At 58.7% G+C, this 18,313-nt stretch carries 18 protein-coding genes; 5 read left to right on the top strand and 13 right to left on the bottom strand.

The window, feature by feature from the left end; all coding sequences use genetic code 11:
- Nucleotides 1-44: 44 nt before the first annotated feature.
- The 8 genes from AB4O22_RS14675 to argH form a co-directional block, all read right to left on the bottom strand.
- Complete coding sequence (locus AB4O22_RS14675) at nt 45-1,223, bottom strand: MFS transporter (RefSeq protein WP_223470449.1); 1,179 nt, start codon at nt 1,221-1,223, stop codon at nt 45-47.
- Between the two features lie 20 nt (nt 1,224-1,243).
- Nucleotides 1,244-2,635 (bottom strand): MmgE/PrpD family protein, encoded by a 1,392-nt coding sequence (locus AB4O22_RS14670; RefSeq protein WP_460096599.1) that lies wholly within the window; start codon nt 2,633-2,635, stop codon nt 1,244-1,246.
- A complete protein-coding gene (locus tag AB4O22_RS14665) occupies nt 2,632-3,519 on the bottom strand; it encodes a polysaccharide deacetylase family protein (RefSeq protein ID WP_460096598.1) in 888 nt (295 codons plus the stop codon). Before AB4O22_RS14665 ends, AB4O22_RS14670 begins: the two co-directional genes overlap by 4 nt.
- Nucleotides 3,512-4,360 carry a polysaccharide deacetylase family protein gene (locus AB4O22_RS14660; RefSeq protein ID WP_460096596.1) on the bottom strand — a complete coding sequence of 283 codons (849 nt, stop codon included), beginning with the start codon at nt 4,358-4,360 and terminating at the stop codon, nt 3,512-3,514. Before AB4O22_RS14660 ends, AB4O22_RS14665 begins: the two co-directional genes overlap by 8 nt.
- A 154-nt stretch (nt 4,361-4,514) precedes the next feature.
- Nucleotides 4,515-5,339, bottom strand: coding sequence for an ABC transporter substrate-binding protein (locus AB4O22_RS14655; RefSeq protein ID WP_003200526.1), 825 nt, complete (start codon nt 5,337-5,339; stop codon nt 4,515-4,517).
- A 39-nt stretch (nt 5,340-5,378) separates the two neighbouring features.
- The gene (locus AB4O22_RS14650; RefSeq protein WP_003200528.1) at nt 5,379-6,143 is read right to left on the bottom strand and encodes an amino acid ABC transporter ATP-binding protein; all 765 of its coding nucleotides are present in this window, start codon (nt 6,141-6,143) and stop codon (nt 5,379-5,381) included.
- Nucleotides 6,144-6,153: 10 nt separating this feature from the next.
- Nucleotides 6,154-7,032 carry an amino acid ABC transporter permease gene (locus tag AB4O22_RS14645; RefSeq protein ID WP_003200529.1) on the bottom strand — a complete coding sequence of 293 codons (879 nt, stop codon included), beginning with the start codon at nt 7,030-7,032 and terminating at the stop codon, nt 6,154-6,156.
- 141 nt (nt 7,033-7,173) lie between these two features.
- Nucleotides 7,174-8,601 (bottom strand): argininosuccinate lyase, encoded by a 1,428-nt coding sequence (gene argH / locus AB4O22_RS14640; protein WP_003200531.1) that lies wholly within the window; start codon nt 8,599-8,601, stop codon nt 7,174-7,176.
- 296 nt (nt 8,602-8,897) lie between these two features.
- On the opposite strand from argH, the gene AB4O22_RS14635 reads away from it, so the two are divergent.
- A complete protein-coding gene (locus AB4O22_RS14635; RefSeq protein WP_460096594.1) occupies nt 8,898-9,863 on the top strand; it encodes a LysR family transcriptional regulator in 966 nt (321 codons plus the stop codon).
- Between the two features lie 259 nt (nt 9,864-10,122).
- Here the strand turns inward: AB4O22_RS14635 and AB4O22_RS14630 are convergent, their stop codons facing one another.
- The 3 genes from AB4O22_RS14630 to AB4O22_RS14620 form a co-directional block, all read right to left on the bottom strand.
- Nucleotides 10,123-10,857 carry an NADPH-dependent F420 reductase gene (locus tag AB4O22_RS14630; RefSeq protein WP_460096592.1) on the bottom strand — a complete coding sequence of 245 codons (735 nt, stop codon included), beginning with the start codon at nt 10,855-10,857 and terminating at the stop codon, nt 10,123-10,125.
- 27 nt (nt 10,858-10,884) lie between these two features.
- On the bottom strand, nt 10,885-11,337 hold the full coding sequence (locus tag AB4O22_RS14625) for a MarR family winged helix-turn-helix transcriptional regulator (protein WP_027912410.1): 453 nt from the start codon (nt 11,335-11,337) through the stop codon (nt 10,885-10,887).
- Nucleotides 11,338-11,479: 142 nt separating this feature from the next.
- Complete coding sequence (locus AB4O22_RS14620; RefSeq protein ID WP_027912409.1) at nt 11,480-12,238, bottom strand: SDR family oxidoreductase; 759 nt, start codon at nt 12,236-12,238, stop codon at nt 11,480-11,482.
- A gap of 120 nt (nt 12,239-12,358) precedes the next feature.
- Between AB4O22_RS14620 and AB4O22_RS14615 the strand changes: the two genes are divergently transcribed.
- The 4 genes from AB4O22_RS14615 (at nt 12,359) to AB4O22_RS14600 (ending at nt 15,618) form a co-directional block, all read left to right on the top strand.
- Nucleotides 12,359-12,931 (top strand): TetR/AcrR family transcriptional regulator, encoded by a 573-nt coding sequence (locus tag AB4O22_RS14615; RefSeq protein ID WP_027912408.1) that lies wholly within the window; start codon nt 12,359-12,361, stop codon nt 12,929-12,931.
- A gap of 88 nt (nt 12,932-13,019) precedes the next feature.
- Nucleotides 13,020-13,925, top strand: a complete 906-nt coding sequence (gene gcvA, locus AB4O22_RS14610) for a transcriptional regulator GcvA (RefSeq protein WP_460096590.1) — start codon at nt 13,020-13,022, stop codon at nt 13,923-13,925.
- 68 nt (nt 13,926-13,993) lie between these two features.
- The gene (locus tag AB4O22_RS14605) at nt 13,994-14,821 is read left to right on the top strand and encodes an EamA family transporter (protein WP_460096589.1); all 828 of its coding nucleotides are present in this window, start codon (nt 13,994-13,996) and stop codon (nt 14,819-14,821) included.
- 35 nt (nt 14,822-14,856) lie between these two features.
- The gene (locus AB4O22_RS14600; protein ID WP_460096587.1) at nt 14,857-15,618 is read left to right on the top strand and encodes an SDR family oxidoreductase; all 762 of its coding nucleotides are present in this window, start codon (nt 14,857-14,859) and stop codon (nt 15,616-15,618) included.
- A gap of 104 nt (nt 15,619-15,722) precedes the next feature.
- Here the strand turns inward: AB4O22_RS14600 and dctA are convergent, their stop codons facing one another.
- Nucleotides 15,723-17,030 carry a C4-dicarboxylate transporter DctA gene (gene dctA / locus AB4O22_RS14595; RefSeq protein ID WP_027912405.1) on the bottom strand — a complete coding sequence of 436 codons (1,308 nt, stop codon included), beginning with the start codon at nt 17,028-17,030 and terminating at the stop codon, nt 15,723-15,725.
- A gap of 106 nt (nt 17,031-17,136) precedes the next feature.
- Entirely contained in the window at nt 17,137-18,306 is a 1,170-nt protein-coding gene (locus AB4O22_RS14590; protein WP_027912404.1) for a mandelate racemase/muconate lactonizing enzyme family protein, read from the bottom strand.
- Nucleotides 18,307-18,313 lie beyond the last annotated feature (7 nt).

The following is an 18,313-nucleotide window of genomic DNA, read 5'->3' as shown; positions in this document are numbered from 1 at the left end:
CTCAGGCGTCGTAATAGAAGCCTGACAGGTGCTGGTTTACGACATTACTTTTTCACAATAGCCATCCGGCGACCACTCATGAAGCACAGCAGGCCTCCAATCGCGGTCAGCGCGCTCAACGCATAGAACATCGTCGGTGCCGGGGTGTGCATCAGCAGGTATCCGCAGATCACCGGGCTCAGGGCGCCGCCGAGCGCTGCCAGGTTTTGAGCTCCGTAGTAGCTGCCGCGCAGTTCTTCCGGGGCCAGGGTATCGACGAAAAGGAATTCGGCCGGGTAAATGATCATTTCACCGAGGGTGAAAATGAACATCGCCACGCACCAGCTCACCATGTCGTCCGCCAGGCTGAAGCCGATCAGGCCAAGCATGAACAGGCTGGTGCCCGCGGCAATCCAGTAGCGCAACTTCTCGCGATCGAGGAACCGGCCGATCTGGTATTGCAGCACAATTACGGTGATGGCGTTGCAGGCGAGCAGGGCGGCCATGATGTCCAGCGCGTGTTTGGAGTCGTGGGTCACCAGCAGGTATTGCGACAAGTAGAGGGTGAAGCGTCCATGCACCACGGTGCTGAGCAGGCAGCCGCACGTGAACATGATCAGGGTACGGTCGCTTTTCAGGGTCTTGAGCGTCTTGAGAAAACTGGGCGGTTGACCAATGGCCGCTGGCGGCGCGGCATCCCTGGGGATGCCGGTCATCAGGAAGATGCTGAAAAACGCGATGCCAGCGGCGATCAGGAACGGCGCTATCGGGTAGACACCGGCAATCACCACGCCGAGCATGGGGCCGGTGGCATAGCCGATGTTGGTCAGGGTGTAGCGCAGGGAAAATGCCTTGGCGCGCTGGCCCATGGGCAGGTTTTCGCTGAGGATCGCTTTCGAACCGATAAGGAACAGCGCTGACGCGGTCTCGGTGATCACCACGGTCATGGTGGTCAGGTAGAGGTTTTCGGCAAAGGTCAGCAGGATGAAACCGATGGCACTGGAGAGCATCGCCAGGATCAGCAGTCGGCGCTTTTCCAGGCGATCGATGACATAGCCGCCATACAGCGCCAACAGGGTGGCGATGAACACTGCGATACCGAGCAGCAAGCCGACATCCTGTTGGTTGAGGCCCAACTTGTTGCTCAAAAATAGCGTGAGCAATGGACTGGTAATGGCGCGGCTGACGACGATGGTCAGTGAAACGATCATCAAGCGTCGGATAACGAGCGAGTAAGTGGCCACGGTGGTGCAAATATCCTTATTCAGATGTTTGGCGTTCGCCGCAATACCGCGTCGCGGCTATCGCGGACAAGCCACCGATCCAGTGTGCGTACCGATTGCAGTTCTTCAATGCGCCGCAGTTGCTCCAGCAGTCCTTCAGCCTGTTCCCGCGGCATCACCCGCATCGCCAGGCTGAAAAACTTCTGTTCCAGCGCCACATCGGTCAGCGGATTGCCTGGTGCGCCCAATGGCACTTCTACGCACAAGCTCGCCTGCCGGCTATCCACGGTCCGCAGCGTCACCATGGGCTCGCCATCCTCGGACAGGCGCGGGTCGACTTCAAGGTGAATGCGCGACAGCCATCGGGTCATGCGCGGATCGTTACGTTGTGAATCGTCATACGCCTGCAATCGACAATGCCCTTGCACCAGTCGTGCGGCCAAGGCATATGACAGGCTCATTTGCGCCGCTGCAAGGGTGCTGACGTCCCGGCCGCCACACATGTTGTGAAGAAACCCGCTCAGCCGCACCTGCACGTCTTCAACCTGGTCGACCTGTGCATTCAATTGATCCAGCAGCAGCCCCAGGGCGTCGATGGCCGAATGGGTCCCGCGGCAGGAGGCATAGGGTTTGATCGAGCAGCGGGCGAGCTTCCAGGCCACGCCGAGGTCCGCATCCAGCGCTTCGGGCATGGAGGTCTTCGGGGCGAGGGTTCTCAAAAAACCACCCCAGACCTCATCGAACAACTGCGTCGGCCCGCTGATGCCCTGTTGGGCAAACCGCGCCGCCAGTAGCCCACCTTCTGCGGCACGTCCGCTGTGCAGCTTCTTGCTTTGCGAGCCGTCGTGGATGAAGGCCCACAGGCCACCGCTGAAGCTGCCGGCAATGCCTAGCGCCGCGAGGGTTTGCCGCGCATCCAGGCCCAGGATCCGCGCGCTGGCTGCTGCCGCACCGAACACTCCACAGGTCGCGGTGGAATGCCAACCGGCGCCGTTGTGGGCTGAATAGCCACCGCATGCTTCGAGCACCCGACGGCCCACTTCATAGCCGATCACTACGGCGCTGATGAGTTCACGACCACTCACTGGCCGTGCAAGCTGCGAGACTGCCGCCATCACCGCTGGCAGCACAACGGCACCGGAATGATCGCAGCCACCGGTGTCGTCCAGCTCCAGGGCATGGGCGGCAACACCGTTAAGCATTGCTGCCTGAGCCGCGCCAACCTGCAGATCAGTGCCCCAAACCGACACCTCACCCGTTTCACCGACAAACACCTTGCGCGCCTGTTCTGCGACACCGCTATCAGCTCCGGCCAGCGTTGCGCCGAACGTATCGAGAATGTGCCGCTTGGCTTGCGCTACCAACGCAGGCGGCAAATCTTCAAACCGCAGGTCCACACAGAATTGCGCGACACGTTGCAGACGTTCGCTCATAAAACGTAATCCCGATAATGTCGCTCGTAAACTGACGCCGGATGATCCTCGGCGACCGGCGTTGCGGTTTCTGCCCACCACTGCGCGACCTCGGCACCCGTGGCGATCCACACGTCATCGTGCTGTTGAATGCCCTCGATCAACTCGCGCAACACGCCTATCCGTCCCGGCGTGGCGATGATTTCCGGGTGCAGGCGAAGCACGTAGCACAGGCCAAAGCGATGAAACCCGGCGAAGTCCATTTGCAGATTGCCCAAGGTGTGGCTGTAGGACGCGATCCGCGATTGCCCCGGCGGCACCGCCGGGCTCAAGTTGAAGGCGAAGTAAGGCTCGTCTTCCAGTTCATAATGCAGAGGCAGTTCAATGACGCTGGGTGCCGTCGGGTGAGCGAATGGCAAGTCATCGCCGCGCCATGACGAGGACCAATGAATGCCCTGGGCTTTCAAGGCCTCGATGAACCCCGGCGCACCATTGCCCGCCGGGATTCTAAAGCCGAGCGGACGCTGGCCGGTCAGCCCGGCCAGGGCCTCACAGCCCTTGGCGATGTCATCGCTTTGCGCGGCCAGGTCCAGCGTGTCGTAGTCCTGATGACGATAGCCAGCGCAGGCGATTTCATGGCCGTCGGCCTGGATCGCCTGAATGTGTTCGGGGTTTTCCTGCGCAACGATACCGGGGACAAACCAACTGCTGGAGACCCCGAGTTCCTTGAACAGGCCGAGCAACCGCTCCACGCCGCGTTGGGTGCCGTAGCGCCATACCGACAAGGTCTTGTCACGTCCGGCGACTTCCGGGGCTTGGGTCAGGATGCCGTGGATGTCGTTGTAATCGACGGTCAGTACCACGGCGCAGCGATAGCCTTTGGGCCAGAGAGTGGAATCAGCCATGGTGATGCTCCTTCAGCCACCACTGGGCGACGTCGCGGCAGGTGGCGAACCACACGTCGTCGCGCTGGCGCATGTGTTCGAAGAGTTTTTCCAGCAGCAGGATGCGCCCCGGCTTACCGGTAATCTTGGGGTGGAACAGGGTGGTCAGGCATAACCCTTCGTCCATCGCGCCGTCGTATTCGCGGCACCAGTTATCCAAGGTCAGCGCGTAGCTGGCCGTGCGGTCCAGCCCGGATGGGAAGTTCGGCGCGCGGGTGTAGGCGAGGGAGGCGTAGTCGTCCATTTCCCAGCGGCCAGGGATTTCCACCAGCGGCGTATCGAACCCCGGTACGTTCACCAGGTACGGTCGATCATCACCGCGCATGCTGCTGGAGTAGGTAACACCGGCCTCCACCAGCATTGCCGGGGTTTCGGCACGCCAGTCGCCGGACGGCGTACGAAAACCTTCGGCGCGAATATTCAGGTGTTTCCAGAACACCTCGCGGGAGGTGTTCATCACCTCTTTTTGCTGATCCAGCGTCAGGGCGTAAAAAGATTCGTGTTTGTAGCCGTGATAAGCCACCTCATGCCCGCGCTCGACAATCGCCTGGCACTGTCTCGGCCAGTTCTCTACGACCCAGGCCGGCACGAAGAATGTCGTCGGGATACGGAACTCGTCGAGCAGATCGAGCAGGCGTGGTAGCGCCCGGTAAGGGCCATAGCCACCGAAACCGAAATACTCGGGCTTGCGCCAGATCGAGCCGTTGAGCATGGCGTCACCGGTCGGGCCATCGAGGTCGAAGGCCAGGGCCAGGCAGGCCTTGTATTCGTCAGGCCAGGTGGGTTGGGGCGAGGGGGACATCTGTAGTGCTCCAATAATCTTTCAAATACACAACCCATCCCTGTGGGAGCGAGCTTGCTCGCGATGAAGCCGGCACATTCAACATCTGCGCCGGCTGATACACCGCTTTCGCGAGCATGCTCGCTCCCACATTGGATTCAGGTTGCCTGCGCGGTTATTTCCCGGCGTTGATGGTCACGGTCTTGATCGCACCCAGTTCCAAGTCCCACTTCTTCAGGATCGCCTGGTAGCTGCCGTCATCGATCATGCTCTGCAGCGCAACTTTCACCGCTTCGCTGAGTTCGGGTTTTTTCTTGCTCACACCCATCCCGCTGAACTGCTTGGAGATCGGCAGGCCGACGGTCTTGTACATGTCCTTTTCCTGGGTCTTGAGGTAGGGCAGGGTTTCGCTGCCCTGCATGGCCGCGTCGATGCGGCTCTGGCGCAGTTGCGCACGGGCGTCGGCCGAGCCTTCGGTGCCGATCACATTGATCGCAGGCTTGCCGGCGGCTTCACAGTTGGCCTTGCTCCACTCGGCGATTTCCGTCGGGAAGGTGGTGCGGCGACTGGTGCCGACCTTCTTGCCGCACAGGTCGACGATCTCGTTGGTGTCCTTGTTTTTCTGCAGGGTGTAGAACTGCGGACCGCTGGTGAAGTAGTCGATGAAGGTCACGCTGGCCTGACGTTCGGCGGTGTCGGTCATGCCCGACAGCACCATGTCCACGCGGTCGGTGGTCAGGGCGTTGATCATTTGTTCGAAGCCGGTTTCCTGCCACTTGATCTTCACGCCCAGGCGTTCGGCCAGGGCATTGCCCAGGTCGTAGTCCAGGCCGGTGAGGGTGTTGGTGGCCGGGTCCTTGAAATCCATCGGCGGGTAGTTCGGCATGATCGCTACGACGATCTCGCCCTTGGCCTTGATGCTGGCCGGCAACTCGGCGGCGAAGGTGAAGCCGGATGCCATAACGCCTGCGAGCAATGCTGGAATAACGAAGTTCTTCATGGTCGTTCTCTTTTGAGTGTTGTGAGCGCCAACGGGCGCTTAGGTTCGAACGGCAGAAATGAAGCTTTGGGTGCGAGGGTTTTGCGGACTTATTAGTATTTCTTCGGGGCTTCCAGCCTCCACGATCTGCCCGCCGTCCATGAACACCATGCGGTTGGAAACCTCGCGAGCGAAGCCAAGTTCATGGGTGACGACGATCATGGTCATGCCGGTCTGCGCCAGATCGCGCATCACCGACAGCACCTCACCGACCAGTTCCGGGTCGAGTGCCGAAGTGGGTTCATCGAACAGCATCAGCTTGGGACGCATGGCCAATGCGCGAGCAATGGCGACGCGTTGCTGCTGGCCACCCGAAAGCTCGATCGGGTAGCTGTTGCGCTTGTCAGCCAGGCCGACGCGGGCGAGCAGCTCCAGGGCTTCTTCATTCGCCTCTTTGGGTGAACGCTTGAGTACCTGGCACGGCCCTTCGATGATGTTCTGCAGCACGGTCATGTGCGGGAACAGGTTGAAACGCTGGAACACCATGCCGGTGGACAGGCGTTGGCGGGCGATCTGCGTTTCGTTGAGTTCGTGCAGCTTGTTGCCGACGATCCGGTAACCCACCAGTTCGCCGTCGACCCACAGGCCGCCTTTGTCGATTTTTTCCAGCTGGTTGACGCAGCGCAGCAAGGTGCTCTTGCCCGAGCCGGACGGGCCGATGATGCACAGCACTTCGCCTTGCTCGACTTCGATGTCGATGTCCTTGAGTGCGTGGAACTGGTCGTAATATTTATTCAGGCTCACGGCCTTGACGATGCTTCTCATGTGGGGCTCCTCAAGAACGCTTGCCGGCACCGCGGGCGAAACGACGCTCCAGGCGGCTTTGACCAAAGGACAGGACAGTGACGGTGGCCAGGTACCAGATACCGGCGACGATCAGCAGCTCCATCACGCGGGCGTTGGCGTAGTAGATGTTCTGGGCGTTGTAGAGCAGTTCCGAGTACTGGATGACGCTCGCCAGCGAGGTCATTTTCACCATGCCGATGAACTCGTTGCCCACCGGTGGAATGATGATGCGCATGGCCTGGGGCAGGATGATCCGACGCAGCGCTTGCAGGCGCGGCATGCCGATCGACTTGGCGGCTTCATACTGCCCGGTGTCCACCGAGAGCAGGCCGGCACGCACCACTTCGGCGGTGTAGGCACCCTGGTTGATGCTCAAGCCAAGCAGGGCCGCCACGAATGGGCTCATCAGGCTCACGGTGTCCATTTCGAAAAGGCCCGGGATACCGATAGTGGGAAAGATCAGCGCCAGGTTGAACCACAACAGCAGTTGCAGGATCAGCGGCGTACCGCGAAACAGCCAGGTGTAGGTCAGCGCCACATAGCGCAGGATCGGGTTGGCCGACATGCGCATGATCGCGGTGATCACGCCGAACACGATCCCTAGCGCCATCGCCAGCACCGCCATGACGATGGTATTGAGCAAGCCCCACATGATCGCCTGGGAGGTCAGGAACTGGCCGATGTACGACCATTCGATCTTGCCTTCGGCGAAGGCGCGCACCAGGCCGATGAGTGCGATGACGATCACCGTGGCGAAGAAGATCCGCCCGTAGTAGCGCCGGGGCACATGATCGTACTGGGTGATGTCGAACTGGTTTTCCGCCAGCTTGCGCTCCGCCTGGAGTCGTTCTGCCTGTGTCTGGCTCATGTTTGGTTCTCCATACTCGGTTTCGGCGCTATCGCTGTGGGAGCGAGCTTGCTCGCGATAGCGGTGGGTCAGTCCACGTTGATGTTGAATGTGAAACCGTAATCGCGAGCAAGCTCGCTCCCACAGGTTTTGTGTGCAGCTTCAGAGGCGGAAGCCCTGATAGTCCTCGGTCCATTGCTGCTGGGCGGCGAGGGCGGTTTTCAGCCGGCCGATCTGTTCGCGCACCTGTTGTGGCGCGGTCCCGCCCCAGCCGCTGCGGGCAGCGATGGCGGCTTCGAGGGTCAGGCTTTCGCGTACTTGCGGTGTGAGGCGCGGGTCGATTTCCGCCAGCAGCGCGGGGGAGGCTTCCCACAATTCGATGTCGTGTTTCTCGCAAGCCTGGACCAACGCACCGGTGATCTCGTGAGCTTCCTTGAACGGCACGCCGCGCACCGCCAGCCAATCGGCGACTTCGGTGGCGAGGGTGAAGCCCAGCGGTGCCTGGCGACGCAGTTCTTCGACGTTGACCTTCATGGTCGCAACCATTCCGGCCATGGCCGGCAGCACCAGCAGCAGGGTGTCGACGCTGTCGAGCACGCCGTTCTTGTCTTCGCTCAAGTCGCGGTTGTAGGACAGTGGCAAGGATTTGAGGGTGGACAGCAGGCCGGTCAGGTTGCCGATCAGGCGTCCCGCCTTGCCCCGTGCCAGTTCGGCGATGTCCGGATTCTTTTTCTGCGGCATGATCGAACTGCCGGTGGCGTAGGCGTCATCCAGCGCGACCCAGCGGAACTGCCGCGACGACCACAGGCAAAACTCTTCGGCCAGGCGCGAGATATTGATGCCGAGCATGCTGGCGATGAACAGGAACTCGGCGACGTGATCGCGGCTGGCCACGGCGTCGATGGAGTTTTCGCAAACACCGCTGTAGCCCATTTCCTTCGCCGATTGCTGAGGCAGACGCGCGATAGCCGAGCCAGCCATGGCCGCCGCACCCAGTGGCGACAGTGACGTACGCACGTCCCAGTCCACCAGGCGCTGCACGTCGCGCAGCATCGACTGGGCGTGGGCCAGCAGGTGATGAGCAAACACGATCGGTTGTGCCTGTTGCAGGTGGGTGAAGCCGGGGCAGATGCTCTCGATGTGTTGTTCGGCCTGGTCCACCAATGCCTGCTGCAAACCCAGCACTTCAACGGCCAGGGTGCGCACGTGGTCACGCAGGAACAGCCGCAGGTCGTTGGCGGTCTGGTCGTTGCGCGAACGACCGGCACGCAGCTTGCCACCCAGGGCGCCGAGGCGTTCGGTCAGCAGGCGCTCGATGAAGGTGTGGACGTCTTCGTCATCCAGGGTCGGGGCGATGCTGCCAGCGCGAAAATCCGCGCCGATGCGTTCCAGGGCGTCGAGCATGGTCAGGGTTTCCTGCTCGCTCAGCAGCCCGGCGCGCTGCAATTCCCGGGCATGGGCCTTGGAGCCGGCCAGGTCGTACGGGGTCAGTCGGAAGTAGCGTTCAGGGCAACGGGACAGGGCCGCCAAGGCTTCGGAAGGGCCGCTTTTGAAGCGAGCACCCCAGAGACGGTCGGTGGGTTGGGACATTGTTGTTTTCCTCGTCGGTAACGCGAACTGAAATGGGTAATCCAGGCCGAAACGTCGCTGAAAAATAGGCGAGCGAAATCAGGCCAGAGCAGTTTTCAAGGGGGCAGTTGCAACGGAGCGAGAGCTGATCGAAGTGTCAGCTTTTAATGTTTCGAGATCAGTGGTTTGGCACTGATACCGGGGATTTATCGGCGGTTGCCAAGCCTGCTTTTCTGTGTTCATTATTATTAGGCCAGCTATTTTTTTTGTTGTTGGACACAGATTGTTGAATAGGGCGCCAGAGGTAAATAAGCATTATGGAAACCCCACTTTCCAATTCCGGAAACCCGCCGCCGAAACCTCAGCAACGGGCACCGTTAGCCCTCAGTGGGCTGGACTTCAAACTGCTCAAAGTGTTCAAGGCCGTGGTCGAGGCAGGAGGCTTCAGTGCTGCGCAAAATGAGCTGAATGTGGGGCTGGCAGCCATCAGCAAACAGATTTCCGACCTGGAGATTCGTATCGGCATGCGCCTTTGCACGCGGGGTCGAGAGGGCTTTCACCTGACAGAAGAAGGGCGTCTGGTGTATCAGGCGTCAATAGATTTATTTGCCTCGGTCGACAACTTTCGCGACCGTCTTAGTTTCGCGCAAAATGAACTTGTCGGCGATCTTGGTGTGGGGGTTATCGACAATACAATCTCCGACGATAATTCACCGTTAGTTGCCGCGCTTAAGCGTATAAATGAACAGTCGCCCAAGGTCAGGTTTCAACTTCAGGCCACGCAACTTGATGAGGTTGAAAGAGGTGTCGTCGAGGGGCGATTGGTGGCGGGAATTGTGCCGATTTATCAGAAGCGCGAAGAGTTTGATTACTACGCGTTATATGAAGAGCGCTCGGAGGTTTATTGCGCGCTCGGCCACCCGCTGTTCTCCATGGCGGACGCGGACATGGGGGAAAATGTGCTCAAGGATTACGAGTGCATCAACCATCGCTACGCGATTCATCGCGACAAACTGAAATTTGCCCACTACGACAGCTTTTCCGCCTCGGCAACCCAGGTGGAGGCCGTTGCACTGCTGATCAAGACGGGGCGTTTCCTGGGGTTCCTGCCCCAGCATTACGCCGCGTCGATGGTGGCGCGGGGAGAGTTTCGCGCGGTGCGCCCGGACCTGTTCAACATCGTCACGCCGTTCAGTCTGATACTGCGCCATAACATTGTGCGCAGTCCCCTGGTCAAGGCATTTGCCCAGGCATTGGGCGTGGACTTAAAAGCCCCGGTTTGATTGTTTTTCGCGTTAAGCACTAACGGACACTGATGGCGAACAAGAGCGATAGACCAGGCTTAAAGCTCCAGCATTTACAGCAATACTAACGCTGTACTATTGGGCCTATCTGTCGTGTCGACTGATTGAGTCCACAGCCGGTTGCTGTCAGTCAAAACGCGCCGATGGCTGAGCCTGCTTTCGCCTCGGATCGTCACAACGCTTAGACCCTCTTTTTATTTAGGCGGGACTTTAGGCGAGGTCCCCCCTGATCCGATCGTCAGACTGTCATTGCACGATTCATGGCGACAATTTGCTCATGTGTGAACTGACTGCCGGGAGCCATGAACTTGGCCAGAAGCCTGTCCCGGTTTCGAGGCGCTCTCATTTGATCAGCTGCACATAAAGCCGATTTCAGCTCCGGCAACGTGAGTTCCGTGCAGTACGCAGGCGTGCCTGGTTGCTGATGCCACGAGCTCTCGAGGCTACCAGCGGCAAGCGCGGTGAAGCCGGTATCCTCGACAAGATCCTGCGCGATTGCCTCAGCCTTGATGTCATTCCCAGCTACAGGCAAGGCGATGCGTGCTAAAGACCCGGCGGGTTGGCCTTTGTCGGCAAGCGTCGCTGCGAGAACGGCGTTCCATGCCTTAACGACCGGACGGCCAATTTGCTCGCTTACCCAGACACTCTCGGGTTTGCCGTCGTCAACCTCTTTGATCGCCCCGTCACGTCCGGGATAGTAATTGGATGTGTCAATGACGACGACTTTCTCGGGAGCATTACTCAATGTCTGTTTGAGATCAGGGTATTTAGCGAAGGGGATCGAGAGGATAACAACGTCCACCTCGGACACAGCCTCTTCCTTGGTCACCGCCTGTACACCGATTCCTTTGGCAAGATTCTGAATGCTCTGAGGGGCCTTCGAGTTTGCCAGTTTAACTTCGTGGCCGCATGCAGCGAGTTTACGGGCAAGGGTAGCCCCAATGTTGCCTGCGCCAATAATTCCGATTTTCATTTCAATAACCTCCTCGCATATCAACAACTATCCAGTTACCCGTTTGGCTGGGTGTGCAAATGAATTGAGCGTGTCGCGAAGATCCAGCAATTCTCCAGGCGTCAGCTGACAGGCGGATTCAATCTTTTCAGTAACGCCCCAAAGCTCATGCCGAAGCGCCTCGCCTGCGCGAGTGAGCGCGATGAGCACGCGACGCTCATCTGTTCGGTCACGCGTTCGAGTCACAACGCCGAGCAGCTCCAGCCTCTTCAAAAGCGGCGTGATGGTGCCGGTGTCCATGCCGAGCTTTGTACCGAGATCTCCCACGGCACGAGGCTCAGCAGTGAAAAGCTCCAGCATCACAAGGTACTGGGGGAATGTCAGGCCAAACGGCTCCAAAAGCGGCTTATGCAGCCGCGCCATTCGGTTCGCTGCGCTGTAGAGAGCAAAAGACAATTGCTGGCCTACCTCGCGTTTCTGGAAATCATCTTGTTTTGGCATTTGTCTAGTCGGCTATTATCTAGTGCGCTAGATAAGCTAGCGCACATGTCTCAACACATCAACCACACTGAGTAGGAATCTCCTTCAGGCGCTATTCAAACAAGCGGTGCCGTCGAGGCAGGTGCTGCCGACACGGTTAACATCATTCTGCCGGTGCTTTGTATCCCGCCAGCATGTTCAATACCTCATCATGTGCACCGTTCGCTTCGGCAAACCGTAATGGTTTGGCACGTTCGACGACAAGTTCGCGTGGGGTCGGGGTGTTCTCGAGTAGCTCGAAGATTTCATTCAAGAACTCGTCCAAAGGCATGGCGTGTTCGTCATTTTCCTGCCCAAGCAACGTGGTGCGCACACCCGGTGGCGCAAGCTCGATAACCTCGACTGACGAGTCCTCCAGCTGCACGCGAAGACTTTGAGTGAACGAATGAACGGCTGCTTTGGTCGCGCTGTAGGTCGGTGTCGCAGGCAGCGGGACGAATGCCAGAGCCGAGCTGACATTGATGATCGTTGCACTGGGCTGCTTGATCAGTTGGGGAGTCAATGCGTAGACCATGCGAATCGTGCCAAGCAAGTTCGTGGTCACGATGTCTTCGGCGGTGCTCAGGTTTTGCGGATCGGTAAGATCCTCCCAGTGCATGATGCCAGCGTTGTTTATGAGCACGTTCAGATTCGGGTGACTGATCGCCAGCGCTTCGCTGGTGCGCTGTATGGATTGTGGATCGCAGACGTCCAGCAATACCGATTCAATACCTGGATGTTCCGACATGATCTTGTCGAGCAGCGCCTTGCGACGTCCCGCGATGATGACGTTGTTTCCCGCCTTGTGAAGCCTGAGCGCCAGGCCAAGGCCTATGCCTGAAGTGCTGCCAGTAACCAGAATCGTGTTGCCTGTGCTGTTCATAGTAAACTCCGGTAAGGGTATTCAAGCGGACAGATGTCCACTTACAAAAAACTACCGGACAATTGTCCGCTTTGCAATGCAGCGAAGGAAAAAACTTTGCCCAGGAATGACGAATTGGCGATGCGTTCTGACGCCAGGAAAAACCGAGAACGAATTCTGAAGGTCGCAGTGGCAGAACTGACACTCGATCCCGCGGTCCCGCTGAGTGCGATCGCGAAGAAAGCCGGCGTGGGGCAGGGCACGTTTTATCGCCATTTCGCCAGCAGAGAGGAGCTGGTATTCGAGGTCTACCAATTCGAGATGCAGCAAGTGGCCTCGTTGGCGGAACAACTGCTCGCCACAAAACCCCCTAAGGAGGCCCTCCGAGAGTGGATGGACTGCCTCGTTGAATATGCAATGACAAAGTCGGGACTTGCGGCCGCGATACGGCAAGCAGCCTCTACTTACGAGTTCCCAGGGAAGTCGGGATACGCGCCAGTCCAGGCAGCGGCCGAGTTGCTTTTGAGGGCTAATGAAAAGGCCGGAACGATTCGTGGCGGGGTTACCCACGACGACTTTTTTCTAGCCACTGCCGGAATATGGCAAGTAGATTCCCAGAGCGAATGGCGCTCACGTCTTGCCAGATTGATGGACCTGGTGATGGATGGGTTATGCGCTGGCAGCCCCGAAAGCCTGAAGAAGAGAGACGTGTAGCATTCAAGTTAGCGGTCGGCGAACAGCGTGCCTACAACGAGCGATGCAAAGGCGCTAGCATGAGCGCTTACTCATAGTAGGGAACATCATGAGAAACCTCCCTCCTTCTTCGAGCCTGCGGGCCTTTGAAGCCGCTACCCGGCACGCCACGTTCACTGCGGCAGCAGAGGAGCTGCATGTCACACAGAGCGCAGTGAGCCACCAGCTCAAGCATTTGGAACAGCTCTGGGGATTGCAGCTGTTTCATCGCAGCAGCTCGCTGCACCTGACCTCGGCGGGAGCCGCGCTTGCACCCATCGTGCGGGAGTTCTTCATGAAGCTCGAGGCCACCCTGGCCGATTTGCGAGAGCAAAACGGCAGGCAGCGGCTGAGCGTCAGCACGACCTATTCCTTTGCCTTGAAGTGGTTGCTGCCCAGGCTGCCGGACCTGGCGCAAGCACATCCGGAAATTCTGCTGACGCTGGACAGTACCGATAGTGTCATTAACTTCTCGACGACAGACCCGGACGTTGCGATCCGCCTGGGCAGCGGTCATTTCCCGTCGCTGTTTTCAGAGTTTCTGTTTCGCGAGCAGATTTTTCCTGTCGCCAGCCCGGCTTTGCTTGCGCGCTTTGGTACGCCTCAAATGGCCGCCGAATTGCTGCGCTATCCGCTGCTGACGCGCGATGGTGCAGCGCTGGTGCCGAAATGGGAGCAGTGGTTTGCCCAGATGGGCGTCGAGGTCACGACCTTGAAGGAAAGCATTCGCTACGCGGACACCAATATGACCATCGAGGCGGCGCTGTTGGGACAAGGTATCGCGCTGGCACGCAGTGGGCATGTTGAGGCCGAGCTCAATGACGGCCGTCTTGAAAGACTTTTCGAACTGCCGTTCGCATCCCCTCTGGCGTATTACTTTGTCTGCCCCAAAGGGATCGAGACTCAACCTCATATTGCCAGCTTTCGTCGTTGGCTGGTCACGCAGGCCGTAGGTGCGCAACACGCTTATGCGTGAGGTTTTATTCATGCCTGGATGAAGAGACTTTGCTTTTATAGCCTGACTTGAGCGGTCTAGGATGATGCATGCCTCTATACATCATCTGCCTCGTCTTGTTCGCCGCGCTGCTGCACGCCAGTTGGAATGCCATGCTGCGCGGAGGCGCCGACCGTTTGTGGTCGATGACCATCATGTGCATGGCGATAGCCCTGGCGAGCCTCATCGTGGCGACGCTACTGCCTCCGCCCGCCCGTGCAAGCTGGTTCTGCGTCGGACTGTCCGCGGTGTTGCACGTGGGTTACAACCTGTTCCTGGTGCGCAGTTACAAGTCTGGAGACCTGGGCCAGACCTATCCCATTGCCCGCGGTGTCTCTCCAATCCTGATTGTCCTGGCCGCTTCGGTGTTCGCCGGTGAGCGGGTGTCGCCGAGTGGGCTGCTAGGCGTTGCGTTGGTGTCGACTGGAATCATCTCGCTGGCCTATACCGGGCGCCGGCGGGCGTTGCCTGACTTGCCCTACGCATTGGGAACCGGTTGTTTCATTGCCGCTTACAGCGTGGTCGATGGCATCGGCGTTCGCCTCTCCGGGGCGCCATTGGCCTACACCGCCTGGATGTGCCTGTTGTGGGGCGTGATGATGCCCGTGGTTTATATCGGACTGCGAGACGCCAAAAGCCTCTTTGCCTTGCGGCCAGGTATCGCCGTGGCCTCCGCTGGCGGGCTGGTTTCATTGCTGGCCTATGGGGTCGTGATCTATGCCATGGCCCATGCACCGATGGGGGCGGTGTCCGCCCTGCGGGAAACCAGCGTCATGTTCGCCGCTTTGATCGGATATGCATTTCTTGGCGAAGCATTGACCTTGCGCAAGCTGCTGTCCTGCGCAGTCATTGCCCTCGGTACGCTGGTTATCGGTTGACGTTGCTTGTTTTCATTTAGCCGTGAGGATTGATCATGAATGATGATTCGCAAAAGCCGGTGATCCTGATCACCGGAGGCGGGCGCGGGATCGGGGCGGCGACTGCCATGCTGGCCGCTGAGCAAGGTTACGACGTCGTGCTGACCTACATCGCCGATCAAGCGTCGGCGTTGGCGGTGGCAGAACAGGTCGAGGCCAGGGGCGCCCGTGCCTTGGCGGTACGTGCCGATAACGCCGATCCGGCACAGATCGCCGAACTGTTCGCCACCGTTGACCTGCGCTTCGGACGAATCGATGTGCTGGTCAACAACGCTTCGATCCTGGCACAGCAGTCTCGCTTGGAGGATCTCGGCTTCGAGCGCATGCAGCGAATATTTGCGGTCAACACGTTGGGCCCGATGCTCTGCGCGCAGCAGGCTACCCGGCGCATGGCCTATCGTTATGGCGGGCGTGGCGGTACCGTCATCAACATCTCCTCGGCGTCGGCCCGACTCGGTAGTCCGAATGAATACGTGGACTATGCGGCGTCCAAGGGAGCGGTAGAAACGTTCACGACGGGCTATGCCAAGGAAGTGGCTCGGGAGGGTATTCGGGTCAACTGCGTTCGCCCCGGGCATATCTACACCCAGATGCATGCCAGTGGCGGAGAGCCGGGCAGAGTCGACCGGGTGAAGGAAACGATCCCGATGGGGCGTGGAGGCCAGCCGGAGGAGGTGGCGAGGGCCGTTCTCTGGTTGGCGGGACCGGATGCTTCGTTTGTGACGGGTACCTTCCTGGATGTGACCGGAGGGAAGTAGACCGGCTATCAGGGCCGTCATTTCAAATGAAACACCCGATATTGCCGCTGCACTGCGGCCGGTCATGCCGTACTCGGCGTGGCATGACCGGGGCGCTTTGCGGACTACTTTTGCGCCAGCAATGCCTTTCTTGCTGCCTTGTCGTGTTTCATGGCGGCGATTTCACGCTCGCAGGCCTCGACATCGAACGAGTTGTCCCACTTGGCAATGGCGATGGTGCCAATGCCGTTACCGATCAAGTTGGTCACCGCCCGCGCTTCGTTCAGGAACCGGTCAATCCCCAAGAGCAAAACGAGGCCGACCAGAGGAATGGAGTGGATGGTTGTGAGCGTTGCGGCAAGCGTTACGAAGCCCGCGCCCGCCACGCCAGCCGAGCCTTTTGAGGTCAGCAGGAATACGCCCAGCAGAATCATCTGGTCCACAAATGTCAGCGGCGTATTGGTCGCCTGGGCGATAAAGATGGCGGCCATGGTGAGATAGATGCAGGTGCCGTCCGCATTGAAGGTGTACCCGGTTGGCAACACCATGCCTACGACGGATTTTTTGCAGCCAAGCTTTTCAAGCTTCACCATCATTCGCGGCAGTACGGCTTCGGTTGAGCAGGTGCCAAGCGTGATGAGAATCTCATCTTTGAAATAACGAAGAAATTGCATCAGCGGCATGCCCGACCATCGAGCAACCGAACCCAGCACGACCACGATGAAAATCAAGGTCGTGATGTAGAGCGCGACCAGCAATTGGCCGAGTGACAGCAAGGTTCCAATCCCGTACTTGCCGATAGTGAAAGCCATGCCGGCACCGGCACCAATCGGAGCCAGGCGCATGACCATTGCAACGACCTTGAACAAGCCTTGCAGGAACAGATCAATGGTGTTGATCAACGGCTTGCTGGTTTCGCCCATTTGAACCAGGGCTATACCCATCAATACCGAAAGCAGGATGATCTGAAGCATCACGCCATTGGAGAAGGCGCCGATGAAGGTTTGCGGGATGATATTGAGAAAGAAATCGATGGCGCCGCCTTGCTCACTGGCAGCTTGGCTGTATTTGCTGATGGCACTTCCATCAAGCGCGCTGGCGTTGATGTTCATACCGACGCCAGGCTTTACGATATTGACCACAATAAGGCCAACGACCAGGGCGATGGTTGAAAGAATCTCGAAGTAGATCAGCGCTTTTACGCCAATCCGTCCGACTTCTTTGATGCTGCCCATCTTGGCGATACCGACAACGACCGTACCGAAAATAATCGGCGCCAACAGCATTTTGATCAGTTTGATGAAGCCATCGGCAAAGGGCTGGAGCTTGGCTCCGATATCTGGCAGGAAGTAACCGATTGCTGCACCGATCACGATGCCGATGAGTACTTGCACATACAGCTGGCCATACCAGCGGGATTTGGAGATTTCCACGGAAGCACCTCATTTTATTTTTGTGATGGGCATGTGGCTTGACGTTGGTGGGTGACGCCTGCCTGGTGCTGCGGCCTCTTTCACAGAGACCGCAGATCGAGGGTGGTCAGCCTTCGCCCAACTCACGCATTACGGCGTACAAAGCGGACTTGGCTTCGAAGCCAACACCTGGAATATCCGGCAGCCCGACATAGCCGTTTTCCACCTGGATCCCGTCAGCGAAGCCACCGAAAGGCTGGAACACATCCGGGTACGATTCGTTACCCCCAAGGTGCAGACCTGCTGCGATGTTCAGGGACATCTGGTGACCGCCATGCGGAACTACGCGGCGAGAAGACCAACCCATTTCTTCCATCACCTTGAGGGTGCGCATGTACTCCACGAGCCCGTAGGACAGCGCGCAGTCGAACTGGAGATAGTCGCGATCAGGGCGCATGCCACCGTGGCGCAGCAGGTTGCGCGCATCCTGATGGGAGAACAGGTTCTCCCCGGTAGCCATGGGCAGTTCATAGTGATTTGCAAGTTCAGCCTGCAAGGCGTAGTCAAGCGGATCGCCGACCTCTTCGTACCAGAAGAGGTTGTACTTCTTGATGGCTTGCGCGTAAGCAATACCGGTCTGCAGATCGAAACGACCATTGGCATCGACCGCCAGTCGACGACCGTCGCCAACCACTTCGAGTACCGCTTCGATGCGACGGATATCTTCGTCCAGTGGCACCGCGCCTATCTTCATCTTGACGACGTCGTAGCCACGATCCAGATAGCTCTGCATTTCCGCCTTGAGCTTGGTCTGGTCTTTGCCTGGGTAGTAGTAGCCGCCCGCTGCATAGACCCAGACCTTGTCATCGGCCACGCCGTTACGGTAACGGTCGGCCAGCAGGCGATACAGCGGTTTGCCTTCAATCTTGGCGACGGCATCCCATACGGCCATGTCGATGGTGCCAACGGCAACCGAGCGCTCACCATGGCCGCCTGGCTTTTCGTTGGTCATCAAGGTTTTCCAGATGGCGAACGGGTCCAGGTTGTTGTTGGCATGGTCGATGAGCGTGTCTGGATCAGCTTCCGTAATACGCGCCAGGAAACGATCACGCATCAGTGCGCCCTGGCCATAGCGACCATTTGAATTGAAACCGTAGCCGATGACAGGCTTTCCGTCGCGAATCACATCCGTGATGACAGCGACAACCGAGCAGGTCATTTTCGAGAAGTCGATGTAGGCGTTAGCGATTGGGGAGGCAATGGAAACAGTTTTTTCACGAATGTCTACGATGCGCATGGCGGGG

This window comes from Pseudomonas sp. S3_B11 (assembly GCF_054667715.1).
The sequence above is the reverse complement of the archived record's forward strand: the minus strand, read 5'-3'. Positions and strand labels throughout refer to the sequence as shown.

What these genes read in the sequence shown, in the direction of transcription:
- AB4O22_RS14620 (WP_027912409.1), bottom strand. Translation starts at nt 12,238, where the DNA reads ATGAACAGCACAGGCAACACGATTCTGGTTACTGGCAGCACTTCAGGC.
- AB4O22_RS14605 (WP_460096589.1), top strand. Translation starts at nt 13,994, where the DNA reads ATGCCTCTATACATCATCTGCCTCGTCTTGTTCGCCGCGCTGCTGCAC.
- AB4O22_RS14645 (WP_003200529.1), bottom strand. Translation starts at nt 7,032, where the DNA reads ATGAGCCAGACACAGGCAGAACGACTCCAGGCGGAGCGCAAGCTGGCG.
- AB4O22_RS14600 (WP_460096587.1), top strand. Translation starts at nt 14,857, where the DNA reads ATGAATGATGATTCGCAAAAGCCGGTGATCCTGATCACCGGAGGCGGG.
- gcvA (WP_460096590.1), top strand. Translation starts at nt 13,020, where the DNA reads ATGAGAAACCTCCCTCCTTCTTCGAGCCTGCGGGCCTTTGAAGCCGCT.
- AB4O22_RS14630 (WP_460096592.1), bottom strand. Translation starts at nt 10,857, where the DNA reads ATGAAAATCGGAATTATTGGCGCAGGCAACATTGGGGCTACCCTTGCC.
- AB4O22_RS14655 (WP_003200526.1), bottom strand. Translation starts at nt 5,339, where the DNA reads ATGAAGAACTTCGTTATTCCAGCATTGCTCGCAGGCGTTATGGCATCC.
- AB4O22_RS14660 (WP_460096596.1), bottom strand. Translation starts at nt 4,360, where the DNA reads ATGTCCCCCTCGCCCCAACCCACCTGGCCTGACGAATACAAGGCCTGC.
- argH (WP_003200531.1), bottom strand. Translation starts at nt 8,601, where the DNA reads ATGTCCCAACCCACCGACCGTCTCTGGGGTGCTCGCTTCAAAAGCGGC.
- AB4O22_RS14635 (WP_460096594.1), top strand. Translation starts at nt 8,898, where the DNA reads ATGGAAACCCCACTTTCCAATTCCGGAAACCCGCCGCCGAAACCTCAG.
- AB4O22_RS14670 (WP_460096599.1), bottom strand. Translation starts at nt 2,635, where the DNA reads ATGAGCGAACGTCTGCAACGTGTCGCGCAATTCTGTGTGGACCTGCGG.
- AB4O22_RS14615 (WP_027912408.1), top strand. Translation starts at nt 12,359, where the DNA reads ATGCGTTCTGACGCCAGGAAAAACCGAGAACGAATTCTGAAGGTCGCA.
- AB4O22_RS14650 (WP_003200528.1), bottom strand. Translation starts at nt 6,143, where the DNA reads ATGAGAAGCATCGTCAAGGCCGTGAGCCTGAATAAATATTACGACCAG.
- AB4O22_RS14590 (WP_027912404.1), bottom strand. Translation starts at nt 18,306, where the DNA reads ATGCGCATCGTAGACATTCGTGAAAAAACTGTTTCCATTGCCTCCCCA.
- AB4O22_RS14665 (WP_460096598.1), bottom strand. Translation starts at nt 3,519, where the DNA reads ATGGCTGATTCCACTCTCTGGCCCAAAGGCTATCGCTGCGCCGTGGTA.
- AB4O22_RS14625 (WP_027912410.1), bottom strand. Translation starts at nt 11,337, where the DNA reads ATGCCAAAACAAGATGATTTCCAGAAACGCGAGGTAGGCCAGCAATTG.